The sequence below is a fragment of the Streptomyces sp. SID12488 genome (assembly GCF_010548275.1).
Classification (GTDB): Bacteria; Actinomycetota; Actinomycetes; order Streptomycetales; family Streptomycetaceae; genus Streptomyces.
Genome location: NZ_JAAGLT010000001.1, coordinates 746,831 through 761,928 on the forward strand (window position 1 = coordinate 746,831; position 15,098 = coordinate 761,928).

The 15,098-nt window shown below is 70.0% G+C and carries 15 protein-coding genes; 6 read left to right on the forward strand and 9 right to left on the reverse strand.

Going from position 1 to position 15,098, the window contains the following annotated elements:
* Nucleotides 1-20 precede the first annotated feature (20 nt).
* The 3 genes from G3I56_RS03420 to G3I56_RS03430 form a co-directional block, all read right to left on the reverse strand.
* Nucleotides 21-527: a pyridoxamine 5'-phosphate oxidase family protein gene (locus G3I56_RS03420; protein WP_164407038.1), complete on the reverse strand. Its 507-nt coding sequence runs from the start codon at nucleotides 525-527 to the stop codon at nucleotides 21-23.
* A 132-nt stretch (nucleotides 528-659) separates the two neighbouring features.
* Entirely contained in the window at nucleotides 660-1,022 is a 363-nt protein-coding gene (locus tag G3I56_RS03425; protein WP_164407040.1) for a hypothetical protein, read from the reverse strand.
* Nucleotides 1,023-1,144: 122 nt separating this feature from the next.
* Nucleotides 1,145-3,490 (reverse strand): immune inhibitor A domain-containing protein, encoded by a 2,346-nt coding sequence (locus tag G3I56_RS03430; protein ID WP_164407041.1) that lies wholly within the window; start codon nucleotides 3,488-3,490, stop codon nucleotides 1,145-1,147.
* A gap of 448 nt (nucleotides 3,491-3,938) precedes the next feature.
* Here G3I56_RS03430 and G3I56_RS03435 point away from each other — a divergent pair, with 448 nt between their 5' ends.
* Nucleotides 3,939-4,220 (forward strand): hypothetical protein, encoded by a 282-nt coding sequence (locus tag G3I56_RS03435; RefSeq protein ID WP_164407042.1) that lies wholly within the window; start codon nucleotides 3,939-3,941, stop codon nucleotides 4,218-4,220.
* Between the two features lie 110 nt (nucleotides 4,221-4,330).
* Here the strand turns inward: G3I56_RS03435 and G3I56_RS03440 are convergent, their stop codons facing one another.
* Together G3I56_RS03440 and G3I56_RS03445 are read right to left on the reverse strand one after the other, a co-directional pair.
* Nucleotides 4,331-5,011, reverse strand: a complete 681-nt coding sequence (locus G3I56_RS03440; RefSeq protein ID WP_164407043.1) for an RDD family protein — start codon at nucleotides 5,009-5,011, stop codon at nucleotides 4,331-4,333.
* Nucleotides 5,012-5,143: 132 nt separating this feature from the next.
* Entirely contained in the window at nucleotides 5,144-6,622 is a 1,479-nt protein-coding gene (locus tag G3I56_RS03445; protein WP_164407260.1) for an RDD family protein, read from the reverse strand.
* Nucleotides 6,623-6,899: 277 nt separating this feature from the next.
* Between G3I56_RS03445 and G3I56_RS03450 the strand changes: the two genes are divergently transcribed.
* Nucleotides 6,900-7,394, forward strand: a complete 495-nt coding sequence (locus tag G3I56_RS03450) for an SsgA family sporulation/cell division regulator (protein ID WP_203688967.1) — start codon at nucleotides 6,900-6,902, stop codon at nucleotides 7,392-7,394.
* Between the two features lie 35 nt (nucleotides 7,395-7,429).
* On the opposite strand, the gene G3I56_RS03455 is transcribed toward G3I56_RS03450, so the two are convergent.
* Complete coding sequence (locus G3I56_RS03455) at nucleotides 7,430-8,836, reverse strand: FAD-linked oxidase C-terminal domain-containing protein (protein ID WP_164407045.1); 1,407 nt, start codon at nucleotides 8,834-8,836, stop codon at nucleotides 7,430-7,432.
* Between the two features lie 92 nt (nucleotides 8,837-8,928).
* Here G3I56_RS03455 and G3I56_RS03460 point away from each other — a divergent pair, with 92 nt between their 5' ends.
* Nucleotides 8,929-10,353, forward strand: coding sequence for a tetratricopeptide repeat protein (locus G3I56_RS03460; RefSeq protein WP_164407046.1), 1,425 nt, complete (start codon nucleotides 8,929-8,931; stop codon nucleotides 10,351-10,353).
* 41 nt (nucleotides 10,354-10,394) lie between these two features.
* Here G3I56_RS03460 and hppD read toward each other — a convergent pair whose 3' ends face one another.
* Complete coding sequence (gene hppD, locus G3I56_RS03465) at nucleotides 10,395-11,540, reverse strand: 4-hydroxyphenylpyruvate dioxygenase (protein WP_164407047.1); 1,146 nt, start codon at nucleotides 11,538-11,540, stop codon at nucleotides 10,395-10,397.
* 128 nt (nucleotides 11,541-11,668) lie between these two features.
* Here hppD and G3I56_RS03470 point away from each other — a divergent pair, with 128 nt between their 5' ends.
* The 3 genes from G3I56_RS03470 (at nucleotide 11,669) to G3I56_RS03480 (ending at nucleotide 13,042) form a co-directional block, all read left to right on the forward strand.
* On the forward strand, nucleotides 11,669-12,145 hold the full coding sequence (locus G3I56_RS03470) for an Lrp/AsnC family transcriptional regulator (RefSeq protein WP_053741599.1): 477 nt from the start codon (nucleotides 11,669-11,671) through the stop codon (nucleotides 12,143-12,145).
* Between the two features lie 70 nt (nucleotides 12,146-12,215).
* Nucleotides 12,216-12,836, forward strand: coding sequence for a helix-turn-helix domain-containing protein (locus tag G3I56_RS03475; RefSeq protein WP_164407048.1), 621 nt, complete (start codon nucleotides 12,216-12,218; stop codon nucleotides 12,834-12,836).
* A 14-nt stretch (nucleotides 12,837-12,850) separates the two neighbouring features.
* The gene (locus tag G3I56_RS03480; RefSeq protein ID WP_164407050.1) at nucleotides 12,851-13,042 is read left to right on the forward strand and encodes a hypothetical protein; all 192 of its coding nucleotides are present in this window, start codon (nucleotides 12,851-12,853) and stop codon (nucleotides 13,040-13,042) included.
* Nucleotides 13,043-13,045: 3 nt separating this feature from the next.
* Here G3I56_RS03480 and G3I56_RS03485 read toward each other — a convergent pair whose 3' ends face one another.
* Nucleotides 13,046-13,942, reverse strand: coding sequence for a substrate-binding domain-containing protein (locus G3I56_RS03485; protein ID WP_239134697.1), 897 nt, complete (start codon nucleotides 13,940-13,942; stop codon nucleotides 13,046-13,048).
* Nucleotides 13,852-15,075: an RNA-guided endonuclease TnpB family protein gene (locus G3I56_RS03490; protein ID WP_164407051.1), complete on the reverse strand. Its 1,224-nt coding sequence runs from the start codon at nucleotides 15,073-15,075 to the stop codon at nucleotides 13,852-13,854. The genes G3I56_RS03485 and G3I56_RS03490 overlap by 91 nt, the downstream gene beginning before the upstream one ends.
* Nucleotides 15,076-15,098 lie beyond the last annotated feature (23 nt).

A 15,098-nucleotide genomic window follows, 5' to 3' on the forward strand; every position in this document is an offset into this window, starting at 1 on the left:
CCGTAGGCCGTACGCCCTGGTCAGTCGGCCGCCTGGTTCAGCCACTTGCCGTCGCGCATCAGATCCCGGTCGGACATCTCGGGCACGGTTCCCCACGCCTGGATCACCTCCGGGACGACCTGGAACCAGACGTACGCGGGGCCGCTCTCCCGCGGGTCCCAGCCGTCCTTCGCGGTGAAGGCGTCGCCCACACCGGCCGGGAGTTCCTCCCGGGTCAGCGTGCGGGCCGTGCCGTGGATCAGGACCACGTCCCGGGTGTGGCCGAAGCAGAGCCGTACCCGGCCCGAGGCGCGCAGGTTGCGGCCGGTCGGGTTGGTGTCGCGGGTGGCCAGCCACACCGTCCCGCCGTCCCACCAGAAGGTCAGTGGAACCAGGGTCGGCTCGCCGTCGGCGTCCGCCGTGGCGACCCATACGTCGATGTCGCGCGCGAGCCGTTCCAGCGCTTCGCGCCTGCGCTGATCGAGGCTGCGGGGTCCGTCGGGAGATGCGTCGGGTGATTCGTCGGAAGGTGAGCCTGCTGCCGTCATACGGCGAGGTTATGGCCTACGCCGGCCGCTCACATCAGGCGGCGGTCCTAGGCCGCAGGACGGAGTCCCGCCCAGGACGACCGCTCAGCACTGCCACTCAGCACTGCCACCCAGGACGTCCCCGGCCGGGCGTCACACCCGTACCGGCGGCCTCCGCAGCAGGGACCTGATCGGGTGCCACAGCTCCGTGCGCTCCGGTATCGACGGGACGCTGTTGTCCGGGGCCGTGCGCCATATCAGGCCGTCGGGGTGGTGGAGGACGGCCGTGATCTCGTCGGGGGTTGGCGGGGCCGCGTTGCCCCGGAGGTACACCGCTCGCAGGCCGAGGTTGCGCAGGCGGGTCAGTGCCCGGGCGCGGTTCTGGGCCAGTACCAGGACGCGTACGTCGTCCAGCCCGGCACCCGTGCGGGTGGGGGCCGGGGCGGTGGGGCTGGGCAGGTTCAACGCCACCACCACGCTGCCACTGGGCAACTTGCAGAAACCTCCTGCGGCCATGCGGCCACACCCCCCGTGGGACTCGGTGTCAATAAGAAAGGCACAGGAGGCACCTAAACACGATCGGCCGCGACCCGCCAGGGGGTCACGGCCGATCATGCTCTGACCTGCGATTATGTGGACTACTTCACCGCGGGGCCCACCTGGAGCGAGATCGTGGAGCCGTCCTTGGCCTCCTTGACGATCTTGATCTTGGTGTTGGTGTCAGTGATCTTCACGCCCGCCAGCGGGGTCGCCGCGTCGTAGTACGTGGAGGTGTGGTCGTTGAAGACCGGCACGCCCTTCTGGGAGGCGACCTTCGTGAGCACGTCCGCCTTGTGGAGCCGGAGCGCGTCCGTGCGGTACAGGCTGAACGGGGAGTCGTAGGACTGGATGCGGCTGCGCATCAGCGTGCCGTCCGCCCACTTCAGCGGGGTCGGGTGCGCGTCCACCGGGAGGATCTTGCCGAGACCGTTGTGCGCGGTCACGTTGTTGTCGTTCTGGGAGGTGTCCCACTTCCAGATCAACAGGCCGTTCTGGTACGGGAAGTGCTCGACCCAGGACGGACGGGTCGTCGAGAAGCCGAAGTTGTACGGGCCGACCTTGAGGGTCTTGTCGTACGACACGTACTGGCGGTTCTCGGCGATGTAGTACTGCGGGTAGTCGTCCGTGATGCCCGCGCCGATGCGCGAGAAGCCCTTCGTCGTCCACGCCGCGTCCGCGCTCTCCGCGTTGTCGGCGAAGACCGTGGCGCCGTCGGCGGTGACGGTGATCTCGTCGGCCGCGAAGCCCTTCTGGGAGACGCCGCCGTCGGACGTGTAGCGGAAGCGCAGGTCGAACTTCTTGCCCGCGTAGGCGTTCAGGGAGTACGACAGCTTCTTGTACGCGTCCACCGTGCCGGTGAGCGCCGGGTTGCCGCTGCCGTCACGCGGGATGGCAGCGCCGTCGACCGTGCCGTCGAGAGGCGTGTAGGTGGCGCCGCCGTTGGTGGAGACCTCCGTGTAGAGGAAGTCGTAGTCGGCCTCGATGTCGTACCAGCCGTCCAGGGTCAGGGTGGCCGAGGACTTGCCGGTGAGGTCGACCGAACGGGTCAGCGTGTTGGAGAGGTTGTTGTCGCTGCCGCTCCACCACTGGGTCGCGCCCTGCGCCGGGGCGACGATGTCGGTGGTGACCGTCTTCTCGGGCAGTTCGACGACGAGCGCCTGCGCGTTCTTGGTGTTGTACTCGGCGACGCCCAGCTTGTGGTTCGACTTCTTCCCGGCCTTCGCCGTGTCGTAGTTGAGCCAGCCCAGCTGGAGCTTGTCCCAGGCGTTCATGTCGCCGGGCAGGTTGCCGATGTTGTCGCCACCGGTGCCGAGCCAGGAACCGGACGACATCAGAGTCCAGAAACCGGTCGAGTTCTCACCGGTGTTGGTGGTGTCGTAGTGGTCCGGCAGACCGAGGTCGTGGCCGTACTCGTGGGCGAAGACGCCGAGTCCGCCGTTCTCCGGCTGGATGGTGTAGTCGCCGACCCAGATGCCGGTGTCGCCGATCTGGGCGCCGCCGAGCTGGTTGCCGGCCGGGCCGGTCGAGCCGGCGTCGGTGCCGAACGCGTACCAGCGGTGGGCCCAGATGGCGTCCTCGCCCTGGGCGCCGCCGCCCGCGGACTCGTCCTCACCGGCGTGCACGATCTGGAAGTGGTCGATGTAGCCGTCGGGCTCGTTGAAGTTGCCGTCGGCGTCGAAGTCGTAGCGGTCCCACTGGTCGTACGCGGCGAGCTGTGCCTTGATCGCCGCGTCGGTCGCGCCTGCTGCCTCCTGCGCCGCGACCCATGCGGTGACACCGTCCTGGACCGCGTACCAGGCGCCGTCGTTGGCCAGGTTGGAGCCGTAACGGGCCTCGTTGTAGGGGACCTTGACCCAGTCCGAGACGGTGCCCTCGACCGAGTAGCGGCCCGAGGACTGCTTCTCGTAGTACTTCTTCATCGACTCGACGTTCTTGCCGGTGCCGAAGTAGAGCTTCTGGAAGTGGTCGGTGTTGTAGTCCGCCTGCCAGGCCGTGCTGTTGTCCTGGGTGCGGTCCGGCTTGGCTATCTTGTTGTGCAACGGGCCGGGCGTGCCGCCGTAGCGGCTGTCGACCTGGTCGCCGAACTCGACCAGGATCGTGAAGATCTTGTCGGTCTTCTCCCGGCCCAGTTCGACGTACTTGCCCTTGCCCTTGCCGCTCTTCAGCTGCACGACCTGCGAACCGTTGCGGTTCTTGGCCGTGGCCTCGCCGGAGATGACCTGGTTGAGCGCTTCCTCGCGCTGGGCCTCCTGGGTCTTGCTCAGCGGGCCGTCGAGATCGTGGTCCGCGTGCTGCTGCTCCGCCGGGTCGTGCCGGTTCGCGGCCGGCGCGGCCGAAGCGCTCGAATCGGCCTCGGCGATGGCGTAGGTGGAGAAGGTGGCGGCGGCTGTGGCGAGTGCCACACCGACGGCCGCCGTTCTGAACGTCCAGGGTCTGCTGGTCACTTGAGGGTCCCTCCCCCGCGTCCGTCCGCGCGGATGGGGGGTTCCTGGTTCGGAAGCTCTCCGCGGGCGGTATACGCGTGTAGTCAAGTGACGTAATTTGACTAGAGGTTTAGAAGAAAAGACAGACCTTGACTTGGACAGGTCAAGTGCATTATGTGGAGTTGGCAGCCGCCATATCTCCGCCAGGGGTCCGCTTTACGGACATCGGGAGCACGTCCGACGTGTCGCCCAACCGTGTCGCCCAACCGGCGCGCGGGCGCGTCCAGTTGCTGGACGCTGTGACTCCGTGCGCCCCCTGTGCTCCGGAGCCGTGGGTTAGGTCACGCTTACTGCGCGTTCCAGTCGGGCATGGACGCGATTAGAGTCGGTTGGCGGAACGCCGGATGCCCGGTGGAAGCCACGCCGACCCGCTCCCCTCACTCCCGAATCCAACGAGGACTCGATTGCCATGCCTCGTCAGACCGCGCCTCGTCCGACCGTCGCACAGCTCACCTACGGTTCGTGCACCGTGATTCTCTCGACGCTCGCCATGCTGCTGCTGTCTCAGACGGATTCGGGTCCGGGGGTCGCGCTGATCGCCCTCGTGGGACTCGTCCTGGGACTGCTGGTCGCCATGACCGTTCCCCGGTCCAGGCCGGCCCGGGCGACCTCACAGATCGTCGCCTCGTCGGCCGCCCAGGCACCGCGCGAACGCGTCCCGGTACCGGCCTCCTCGGGACAGCAGGACTGAAGCACCCCGAACCCTTCCGCTCCGCCAACGGCGGTTGGGCGGGCCCGCATTGAAGCGGGCCCGCCCAACCGCCGTTGCCGTCCCCGGAGTTGATCACCGGATCAATCGGATCAACCGGTGCTGACCACCACCGTCTTGGCCGCCTTGTCGTGCAGGCCCTGCCTGTACGGCTTGTCGAAGAAGCTCCAGCCGCCCGAGATCGCCGTCCAGATGCAGGCGCAGCAGAACGCGAACGGGATCCACAGGACGAGCGACCGGACGAGCGCGCTCTGCACGGAGGGCGTGGCACCGTTGTCGAGGTTGGCCACCCGGAGCCGTAGCCACTTCTTGCCGAGCGTCTGCCCGGTGCGGGAGATCAGGATCGTGTCGTACGCGATGTAGAGCACGGCGGCGATCACCGACTGGCCGACCGAGCGGCCGTAGTCCATGTTGTCGCCGTCGACGTCGTACTCGTTGACGTTGAAACCCCAGGTGAGCAGCCAGACGACGATCCCGACGAGGATCATGTCGATGAGCCGCGCGAGCACGCGCCGGCCGCCGTCGGCGAGCGGGGGCATGCCCGCGAGGGGGTCGCCCGCACCGCCGTACGGATCACCGCCGCCGCCTGCATAGGGTGGGCCGCCGGCGCCCGTGTAGGGCTGGCCGCCGCCTCCGTACGGCGAGCCGCCGCCGGCGGGGCCTGAGCTGCCGTACGGATCGCCCGCGCCGTACGACGGAGGCGGTGGCTGCTTCCTGAACGGGTCGTCGTCCGGTGGCTGCTGACCGGAGCCGGGAGGCGGTTCGCTGCTCATGGCCCGAGTGGACCGCGAACCACCCGGCTCCGCATCCGGCGAGGGGCCGTCCGGGGGACCGGATCAGGCGATCCGTACGCCGTACCCGGCCGCCCCGCGTCGAACGTACGGCCGACGTATATCGGTGTGCGCTCAGCCCGCCACGAAGGTGTGCGCCGCCTTGTCGTGCCAGCACTGGCGCCACGGGCGGTCGAACAGGCACCACAGGACACCCACGACACCGATGCCGAGCAGTCCGGGGACGGCGTAGACGAGCCAGCGGCGCAGGGCCCCGCCGAACGACGGCGGCTCGTGGCCCTCGATGTCCCGGACCTCCAGACCGACCAGCTTCTTGCCGAGGGTGCGGCCCCACTTGGCCGTGGGCCACACCTCGGACAGGATCCCGGCCAGCAGCAGCACGGCCAGCACGATGCCCAGGTACATCCCGGTCGTGCCGTCCAGCAGCCATACGGTCACGGTCTCGCCGGAGAGCTTGGCCGCGTCGATCTTCTCCGTGATGTGGTCGGCGGCCATGGTGCCCAGCGGTACGGCCGCCGCGGCGGTGAGGGCGCCGACGACCAGGGTGTCCACGAGCCGCGCGAACAGCCGCTTGCCGAGGCCCGCCGGACGGGCCGACGCCTGTCGGCGGGCGGCGGCCTGGAACACGTCCTCGACAGGCGGCTTCCAGGGCGCGAGGCGCTGCTCTCCGTCCTCCTCGGCCCCGCCCAGGCGGTGCACCTGCTGGGCCCAGGAGGGCTGGCCGCCGCCGACGCCGGGGCCCATGGCCGCACCGGCTCCGGGAGTGTTCTGCTGGGGAACGGCCGGGGGCGGGGGCAGCAGGGCGGGGTTCGCGCCCTGGGCCGACGCCGCGCGGGCCGCCGCGGCCTTTCCGGCGCCGAAGCCGCGGCCGTTTCCGGGCGAGGGTGCGGGTGCGGGTGCCGTGACAGGGCCCTGTGCGCCCTCCGGCGAGCTCGTGCTCCCCGGCTGCGCGCCGCCCGCCCCGCCCTCGCGCCCCGTGCGCGGGGAGAGCGCACGGAAGGTCATGGTGCCCTCGGAGGGCACGGGGCCACGGGTGCCGGGGACGCCTCCCTCGGCGCCGGTGGCGGCCGGTCCGGGGGTGGGCCGGCGGAACACGAACGTGCCCGACTCGGGCACGTCACCGGCGTCCGGTTCCATCGGCGGGATCGTCGCCGAACCGTCCGTACGCGCCGACCGCCCGTCCGGCTGGACCGGGGGCTCGTGCGCCCCCCTGGGGTCGGTGGTTCTCGGGTCGGCGGCCGGTGCCGGGAAGCCCCAGGAGACCTGGCGGTCCCGGTCACCGCCGAACCCGGACTGGTGCGAGCGGTCGGCACCCCAGGCGGACGCCGGTTCGGGCCGGCTGCCGTGCTGGGCCTCGGCCGGGGTCGCCCGACGCGGCTCGCCGGCCGGCGAGTGCGGGTCCTCGTCGAAGAAGTGCGGCCCGGTCTCCTCGACCCGCGCCGCGGCGGGCGCACCGTCGGACTGCGCCGGGCGGCTGGTGCCCGGCACCCAGGCGGTGCCGTTCCAGAACCGGACATATCCAGGAATGGACGGGTCCGGGTAAAACCCTTCGCGGGGCCTGTCGTCACCGGGTGCCGGGGTTGGGGCGCTCATGTCCGTCGTCCCGTATCTGTCGGGGGTCATTTGGGGTGCCCCACATCTATCAGACCGGCGCATGCGCCGATGCCCCTCCCGCGCTACCTACTCCCTTCGTGACAGCTTCTGACATCTGTCGCGACGGCTCCGACAGCGTTCGCAAAAAACTTCTCCGAAAAACCTCTCGGAACCCGCGTAATGCTGACGCGTTCCCGCGCTCTCTCCTCGTACGGGCCCACCGCGGGCCCCGTACGAGACGCCTGTCGCGCTCGTGGAGAGAGAGGAAGTGCCCGCCATGAACCACGCGATGAACACCGTGGTGGAACGGGAACTGGAGCTGAAACTCATCCTGTCGCCGGAGCGGAGCATCCCGGTCCCCGCCCGCCTCACCTACCGCACCAACGATCCGTTCGCCGTCCACATCGCCTTCCACATCGGTTCCGAGAACCCCGTGAACTGGACGTTCGCCCGCGAACTCCTCGTCGAGGGGGTGTTCCGGCCGTGCGGGCACGGTGACGTCCGGGTGTGGCCGACGAAGGTCGACGGGCGCAGCGTCATCCTCATGGCGCTGAGCTCACCCGACGGAGACGCCCTGCTGGAGGCACCCACCGCTCAGGTGTCGGCGTGGCTGGAGCGCACCCTTCGGGCGGTCCCCCCGGGCTCTGAGGCCGAGCAGCTCGGCATCGACGACGGCCTCGCCGAGCTGCTCGCACCCACCGTGGCCGATGACCTGTGGCTGCGTGACCCGTGGCCGTCGGACGAGTCCCAGGACGGGGAGGGGTACGTATGACTCGCACCGCACGTGTGACACGTACCGCCGGTCGTTCAGAACAGTTTTCCCGGGTTCAGGAGGCCCAGCGGATCGAAGGCGGCCTTGACCGCCCGCTGCATCTCCACGCCCACCGGGCCCAGCTCGCGTGCCAGCCACTCCTTCTTGAGGATGCCGACGCCGTGCTCGCCGGTGATCGTGCCGTCGAGTTCCAGGCCGAGGGCCATGATCTCGTCGAAGGACTCGCGGGCCCGCCGGGACTCGTCGGGGTCCTGGGCGTCGAAGCAGACCGTGGGGTGGGTGTTGCCGTCGCCCGCGTGGGCGCACACCCCGATGGTCAGCTGGTACTTCTCGGCGATGCGCTCGACCCCCTCCAGCAGTTCGGCGAGCCGCGACCGGGGTACGCACACGTCGTCGATCATCGTCGTGCCCTTGACCGCTTCGAGCGCGACGAGGCACAACCGCCGTGCTTGGAGGAGGAGTTCGGACTCGGCGGCATCGTCGGCGGGGACCACCTGCGTCGCCCCGGCCGCTTCGCAGAGCGCGCCGACGGCGGCCAGGTCGGCGGCGGGGTCGTGGGTGTCGAAGGCGCAGAGGAGGAGCGCCTCGGTGGTCTCCGGCAGGCCCATGTTCGCCAGCGCGTTGACCGCCTTGACGGTCGTACGGTCCATGAGTTCGAGGAGGGACGGCACGTGACCGCCCGCCATGATCCGGCACACGGCGTCGCAGGCGGCGGCGGCCGACCCGAACTCGGCGGCCAGGACCAGTTGCTGGGGTGGCTGCGGCTTCAGCGCCAGCACCGCCCGTACGACGATGCCGAGGGAGCCCTCCGAGCCCACGAACAGGCGGGTGAGGTCGTATCCGGCGACGCCCTTCGCGGTCCGGCGCCCGGTGGACATGAGCCGACCGTCGGCGAGGACGACGTCCAGCCCGAGTACGTACTCGGCGGTCACCCCGTACTTCACGCAGCACAGCCCGCCCGACGCGGTGCCGATGTTGCCGCCGATCGTGCACATCTCCCAGCTGGAGGGGTCCGGCGGGTAGTACAGGCCGTGTTCGTTGACCGCGCGGGAGAGCGTCGCGTTGATGACGCCGGGCTCGACGACGGCGATGCGGTCGACCGGGTTGATCTCCAGGATCCGGTCCATCTTCACGAGCGACAGCACGATGCAGCCCTCGGACGCGTTGGCCGCGCCCGACAGCCCGGTACGGGCACCCTGCGGGACCACCGGGACGCGCAGTTCGGTGGCGACGCGCATGACGTGCTGGACCTGCTCGACGGTGCGCGGCAGGACCACGACGGCCGGGGTGCCCGCCTCGCAGAAGCTCGCCATGTCGTTCGCGTAGGCGGCGGTGACGTCGGGATCGGTGAGCACGGCCTCGGCCGGCAGCTCCGCGAGCAGCCGGTCCGTGAGGTTGCCCTGGGCTTCGTCGGGTGCGGCTTGGATACGGCTCATGATCACAGCGTCGCACCCGGGGCCATCGGTGTGAACCCCGGCTGCGGGGCGCTTTCGATACGGGAATCCGGTCGTCGTATTGACGCACAGTGAGCGCCATGGAGATGGAGAGAGTCCGTGGCCGTGGTCGTGTACGTGTCCTTCCTCGCCCGTTGATCGCCGCACTCGCGGGGTGTGCGGTACTCGGCGGCGCGTTGATGCTGCTGCCCCCTGACCTGCCTGCCCCGGCGTCCGCACCGGCGCCGGGTCCGGCGGCCCGGGCGGAGCTGGCGGTGACCGGCGGGGTGCCCGCCGCGCTGCCCGACCTGGCGGTGTTCATCGGCGATCGTGAGGCATACGTACGCACCCATGCGCGTGACGGGCAGGCCTGGGCGCAGCTCGGCTCGGCCTATGTGGAGCGCGGGCGGCGGACGGCGGACGCCGCCGACTTCCCGAGGGCGGAACGGGCACTGCGTACGTCGCTGAAGGTGCGGCCGGCGGCCGGGGGCCGGAACGCCGAGGGGCTCGTGGGCATGGCCGCGCTGGCGAACGCGCGGCGTGACTTCCCGGCCGCCCGGACGTGGGGCGAGGCGGCCCTGCGGCAGGCGCCGAAGCGCTGGACGTCGTACCCGGCGCTGCTCGACGCGTACACGGGTCTCGGCGACCACAAGGCGGTCCGGCGGACGCTGGAGCGACTGCAGGGGCTGCGTTCCGGGACGGCGGTACCGGCGGTGATGGCGCGGGCGGCGGGTGTGTACCGGGACCGGGGGTGGCGCGAGGACGCGCAGGCGGCGCTCGCGGACGCGGCGGCGCGGGCCTCGACCCCGGCCGAGGAGGCCGAATGGCACTACAGGGCAGGCGAGTTGGCGTGGGAACGCGGCGAACCGGCCGACGCGCTGCGGCACTTCGAGGCCGCCCTGCGGCTCGACCCCGGGCTGTCGTCGGCGCGGGCGAGCGAGGGGCGGGCGTTGGCCGCGCTGGGCCGTACGCGGGAGGCGGCGATCGCGTACCGGGCGTCCCTCGCCAAGCAGCCGTCGCCTCAATACGCCTTGGAGCTGGGCGAGTTGTACGACTCCCTGGGCCGGCCGACGGAGGCGCGGGCGCAGTACGCCGTGCTGCGGGCCCGAGTCGCGAAGGAGCAACTCGGCGGCGTTGACAGCGAGTTGTTGCTCGGGCGGTTCGAGGCGGACCACGGGGACGCGGGGTCGGCCGTACGGCGGCTGCGCGCGGAGTGGGCGCGGCAGCCGGGGCTCGATGTCGCGGACGCGCTGGGCTGGGCGTTGCACCGGGCGGGCAAGGCCGAGGAGGCACTCGCCTGGGCTGGGCGGACGACCGACAAGGAGCACGGCGCCGAGGTGCGCAGCGCCCTGTACGTGTACCACCGGGGCATGATCGAGCGGGAGTTGGGGCTGACGGGTCCCGCACGCCGGCATCTGGAGGAGGCGCTGCGGATCAACCCGTACTTCTCGCCGGTGGGCGTACCGGCGGCGAAGGAGGCGTTGGCGGGGCTGGGCGATCCCGTGGCGTCGGGACCGCCCAACTGACCGCAGATACAAACCGGTTACGGAGTTACAGAGATTCAGGGTTACAGGTTGCCGCGCTTGTCCTGTTCGCGCTCGATCGCCTCGAAGAGGGCCTTGAAGTTGCCCTTGCCGAAGCCCATCGAGCCGTGCCGTTCGATGATCTCGAAGAAGACGGTCGGGCGGTCCTGGACCGGCTTGGTGAAGATCTGGAGCAGGTAGCCGTCCTCGTCGCGGTCGACGAGGATCTTCAGCTCGCGGAGGGTCTCGACGGGCACGCGGGTGTCGCCGGCCCACTCCCCCAGGGTGTCGTAGTACGAGTCGGGCGTGTCGAGGAACTGGACCCCGGCCGCCCGCATGGTCCGTACGGTCTCGACGATGTCGCCCGAGTTCAGGGCGATGTGCTGGACGCCCGCGCCGCCGTAGAACTCCAGATACTCGTCGATCTGGGACTTCTTCTTGGCGATGGCCGGCTCGTTGATCGGGAACTTGACCTTCAGCGTCCCGTCGGCGACGACCTTCGACATCAGCGCGCTGTACTCGGTGGCGATGTCGTCGCCCACGAACTCCTTCATGTTCGTGAAGCCCATGACCCTGTTGTAGAAGCCGACCCATTCGTCCATGTGGCCGAGTTCGACGTTGCCCACGCAGTGGTCGATCGCCTGGAAGGTGCGCCGGGCGGGCGGTTCGACGATCGGGGTCGCGGCGGCGAACCCCGGGAGGTACGGGCCGTCGTACCCCGTGCGCTCGACGAGGGTGTGGCGGGTCTGGCCGTACGTGGCGATCACGGCGAGGACGACCGAGCCGTGCTCGTCCTTCAGCTCGTACGGCTCGGCCAGCGAGCGGGCGCCGTGCTCGACGGCGTACGTGTACGCGGCGCGGGCGTCCGGGACCTCGATGGCGAGGTCGACGACGCCGTCGCCGTGCTCGGCCACATGTGCGGCCAGGAAGTGGCCCCAGGTGGTGGCGGGCTTGACGACGGAGGTGAACACGAACCGGGCGGAGCCGTTCTCCAGGACGTACGACGCCGTCTCTCGGCTGCCCGTCTCCGGTCCGGAGTAGGCGACGAGCCGCATGCCGAAGGCCGTGGAGTAGTAGTGCGCCGCCTGCTTGGCGTTGCCCACGGCGAAGACGACCGCGTCCATTCCCTTGACCGGGAAGGGATCTGCCTGCCGGGCGGTGTCGGGAGTGTGGTGTGTGGTCTGCGTCATGGCCGCAGCCTGGTCCCGCCACGGCAAGATGCGCAACAGTTTGCGCTGGAGCTGGACATTCTGCTCAGCTGTAGGCGCGGACTTACGGGCTTTCTGTACAGGATGACCATCCCATCTGGGGGGCTGCTGTGACGATCGACGAGCTGGACGGGCGGATCATCGTGCTGCTCGCGCGAGAGCCGCGGATCGGCGTACTGGAGATGTCCCGGCGGCTCGGAGTGGCGCGGGGGACGGCGCAGGCGCGTCTCGACCGGCTCCAGTCGAACGGCGTCATCCGGGGCTTCGGGCCGCAGGTGGACCCGGCGGCCCTCGGCTACCCGGTCACCGCCTTCGCGACGCTCCAGATCCGGCAGGGCCAAGGGCCGGACGTACGGGCCCACTTGGCGTCCGTACCGGAGGTGCTGGAGCTGCACACGACCACCGGCAGCGGGGACATGCTGTGCCGGCTCGTGGCCCGCTCGAACGCCGATCTCCAGCGGGTGATCGACCGGGTCGTCGGCTTTGACGGCATCGACCGGGCCGCCACGGCGATCGTCATGGAGAACCCCGTTCCGCTGCGGATCATCCCACTGGTGGAGCAGGCGGCTTCGGAGCACGGCGACTGAGCCGAGTTACAAAGAAGGCGCTGCAAAGAAGTACTTGCAATGGTTTCTTTGCAAGGCTACCTTTGCATGCATGACGGAGCACGAGGAACGCCCGGAGAACCAAGAGCGGACGGCCAACGAAGAGCGCAAGGTGCGTCACCTCGACGCCCGCTCGCTGCGCGGCCTCGCCCATCCGCTGCGGATGCAGTTGCTGGACGCTCTACGTCGGCGCGGTCCGGCGACGGCGTCCCAACTGGCCGAGAAGCTCGGCGAGTCCAGCGGGGCGACCAGCTACCACCTGCGCCAGCTCGCCACACACGGCTTCGTCGAGGACGCGCCGGAGCGCGGCAAGGGGCGGGAGCGGTGGTGGAAGGCGGTGTACCAGGGGCTGTCCTTCGACAGCAGCCAGTTCAAGGACGCAGACCCCGAGTTGCGCGGAGCGACCGAGCTGTACCTGCACGAGATCGCGAACAGCCACACCCGCGAGCTGTCCACCTGGCTCGGCACCCGGGACGACTGGCCCCAGGCGTGGTCACGCGGCTCGGACATGAGCAGCGCGACGCTGCAACTGACGCCCGACCTCGCCGAGGACCTCATCCACAAGATGCACGAACTGATCGAGGGCTACCGCAGCCTCACCCCCGACAAGGACAGCCCCGAAACAGAGCAAGTGCGCGTCCACACCCACCTGTTCCCCGTCAAGACGGACTGAGAGGCTGCCGCCCGATGAACCCCGAGCCCTACCTCGCCCCCCATCACCTCCGCGTCGTCGACCTCCGCGCCGAGGCCGACGCCCACCGACTCGCCCTCGCCGCCAAGCGCTCCGGCTCGCAGGATCTGCGTACCCGCGTCGGCTGGACCCTCGTAGAGGTGGGCCTGCGGCTGGCCTCCGCGCCGCCGAGGCCCCGGATCGCCTAGGACCTACGACCTGTCCGGCAGTGACCGTGGCCGCCCACTCGACTCCCGTACGACCAACGGCGGGTCCACCTCGTGCAGGACGCGTTCCGTCGAGCCGGGGTTCGTGATCTCGTCGACCAGGAGGCCGATGCCCTCGGTGGCCACCGCGTCGAAGTCCTGCGCCACCGTGGTCAGCGCGGGCTGCTGGAACCGGGCGGCCGGGATGTCGTCCATGCCCACGACGCTCACCTCGTCCGGGACCCGACGGCCACGCTCGTGCAACGCTCTGACCAGGCCGATCGCCATGTCGTCGTTGGCCGCGAAGACCGCGGTCATCGCCTCGTCGGCCGCCAGCCGCAGGCCCGCCTCGTAGCCGCTCGCGCAGGACCAGTCCCCCTCGACGGGCTCCGCCACGGGCAGGCCCGCCTCGGTCAGTGCCGACCGCCAGCCCTCCGCACGGTCGCGGGACGCCCACCACTGGCCGGGCCCCGAGACATGCCGGATCTCGGTGTGCCCCAGGTCGATGAGGTGCCGGGTCGCCACATACCCACTGCGGTCCGACTTCTCCGCCGACCGGATGCGCCGCGCCGCGACCAGACCGGGAAACCGCCCGATGGTGAGGATCGGAACGTCCAGCCAGACCTTGACGGGGCTTCCCTCGTCGATCGCCTCCGACAGCACGATGCCGTCGACACCCTGTTCGAGGAGGCTGTCGATGGCCTCGGCGGTGCTGTGTTCGTCGTCCTCGGTGGTGTGGGCGACGCTGACCGATTGACTTGCTCCCGGGCTGAAGCCCGGGGATTCTGGCCTTCTCTTCCGTTGCTGTGCCGCTACGCGGCACGGGGTTCGGAGGGGAATCCGTGGCTTCCTGCTTCGTCGCGCTGTGCCGGGACGAGTCCTGGTCTGACCTGCGCTCCACAGGCTGTCACCGCCAGTCCGGCGGCCGTTTTCACATTCTTCGCTGCATTGTGATCCCGATCGTGCACCGCACCGCAGGCCGTACAGGTCCACTCCCTGACGTTCAGGGGTTTGGGTCCGTCCTTGGCCCCGCAGGCCGAGCAGACCTGGCTGGTCGGCTCGAACCTGCCGACCTTCACCAGGGACCGGCCGTACCGGACCGCCTTGTACTCCAGCATGGCCACGAACTGCGCCCAGCCCGCGTCATGCACACTCTTCGCCAGCCTGGTGCACGCCAGTCCCTTGACCGCCAGGTCCTCCACACCGATCGCTTGGTTGTCGCGGATCAGCTTCATGGAGAGCCGGTGGTGGAACTCGCGGCGGGCGTCGGCCACCTTCGCGTGGGCGCGAGCGACCTTCAGGCGGGCCTTGTTCCGGTTCTTCGATCCCTTCTGTTTGCGGGACAGCTCCCGCTGGGCCTTCTTCAGCTTCTTCTCCGCGCGGCGCAGAAACCGAGGACTGTCGATCTTCGTGCCGTCGTCGAGGATCGCGAAGTGGGTCAGGCCCAGGTCGATGCCGACCGTTTGGTCGGTGTCCGGCATGCGGGTGGCGTCGGCATGCGGGTCGGTGTCGATCACGAAGGACGCGAAGTACCGTCCGGCCGCGTCCTTGATCACGGTGACCGAGGTCGGGGTGGTGGGCAGAGTCCGGGACCACGTCACCTTCACCGCCCCGATCCTCGGCAGGTTCAGCCGACCACTACCGGTGACCGACCAGCGGGCATTGGCCGTGAACCGGATCGACTGCCGGTTGTCCTTGCGGGACTTGAACCGGGGCGCACCCATCCTCGGGCCCTTGCGCCCGCCCTTGAGAGAGGCGAAGAAGTTCTTGTAGGCCGCCTCCACATCGCGCAGGGACTGCTGCAGCACGACGGCGGACACCTCGCCCAGCCACGACCGTGCGTCCGTCTGTTTCGCCTGAGTGATCAGCTGCTTCGACAGATGTCCGGCGGTGGGGAAGGCCAGCCCTGCCGCGCGGGCGTCCTCGCGGGCGCGCACCGCGTCGTTGAACACGACGCGGGCGCACCCGAACGCCTTCGCCAGTGCCGTTCGCTGGCCGGAGTCCGGGTACAACCTGAAGGCGTACCGAAGCTGCATGACCGTCACGCTACATACTTGGG

Excerpts from the sequence above, each read along its gene's own strand:
- G3I56_RS03420 (WP_164407038.1), bottom strand. The coding sequence starts at position 527 with ATGACGGCAGCAGGCTCACCTTCCGACGAATCACCCGACGCATCTCCC.
- G3I56_RS03425 (WP_164407040.1), bottom strand. The coding sequence starts at position 1,022 with ATGGCCGCAGGAGGTTTCTGCAAGTTGCCCAGTGGCAGCGTGGTGGTG.
- G3I56_RS03435 (WP_164407042.1), top strand. The coding sequence starts at position 3,939 with ATGCCTCGTCAGACCGCGCCTCGTCCGACCGTCGCACAGCTCACCTAC.
- G3I56_RS03440 (WP_164407043.1), bottom strand. The coding sequence starts at position 5,011 with ATGAGCAGCGAACCGCCTCCCGGCTCCGGTCAGCAGCCACCGGACGAC.
- G3I56_RS03445 (WP_164407260.1), bottom strand. The coding sequence starts at position 6,622 with ATGAGCGCCCCAACCCCGGCACCCGGTGACGACAGGCCCCGCGAAGGG.
- G3I56_RS03450 (WP_203688967.1), top strand. The coding sequence starts at position 6,900 with ATGAACCACGCGATGAACACCGTGGTGGAACGGGAACTGGAGCTGAAA.
- G3I56_RS03460 (WP_164407046.1), top strand. The coding sequence starts at position 8,929 with ATGGAGATGGAGAGAGTCCGTGGCCGTGGTCGTGTACGTGTCCTTCCT.
- hppD (WP_164407047.1), bottom strand. The coding sequence starts at position 11,540 with ATGACGCAGACCACACACCACACTCCCGACACCGCCCGGCAGGCAGAT.
- G3I56_RS03475 (WP_164407048.1), top strand. The coding sequence starts at position 12,216 with ATGACGGAGCACGAGGAACGCCCGGAGAACCAAGAGCGGACGGCCAAC.
- G3I56_RS03480 (WP_164407050.1), top strand. The coding sequence starts at position 12,851 with ATGAACCCCGAGCCCTACCTCGCCCCCCATCACCTCCGCGTCGTCGAC.
- G3I56_RS03490 (WP_164407051.1), bottom strand. The coding sequence starts at position 15,075 with ATGCAGCTTCGGTACGCCTTCAGGTTGTACCCGGACTCCGGCCAGCGA.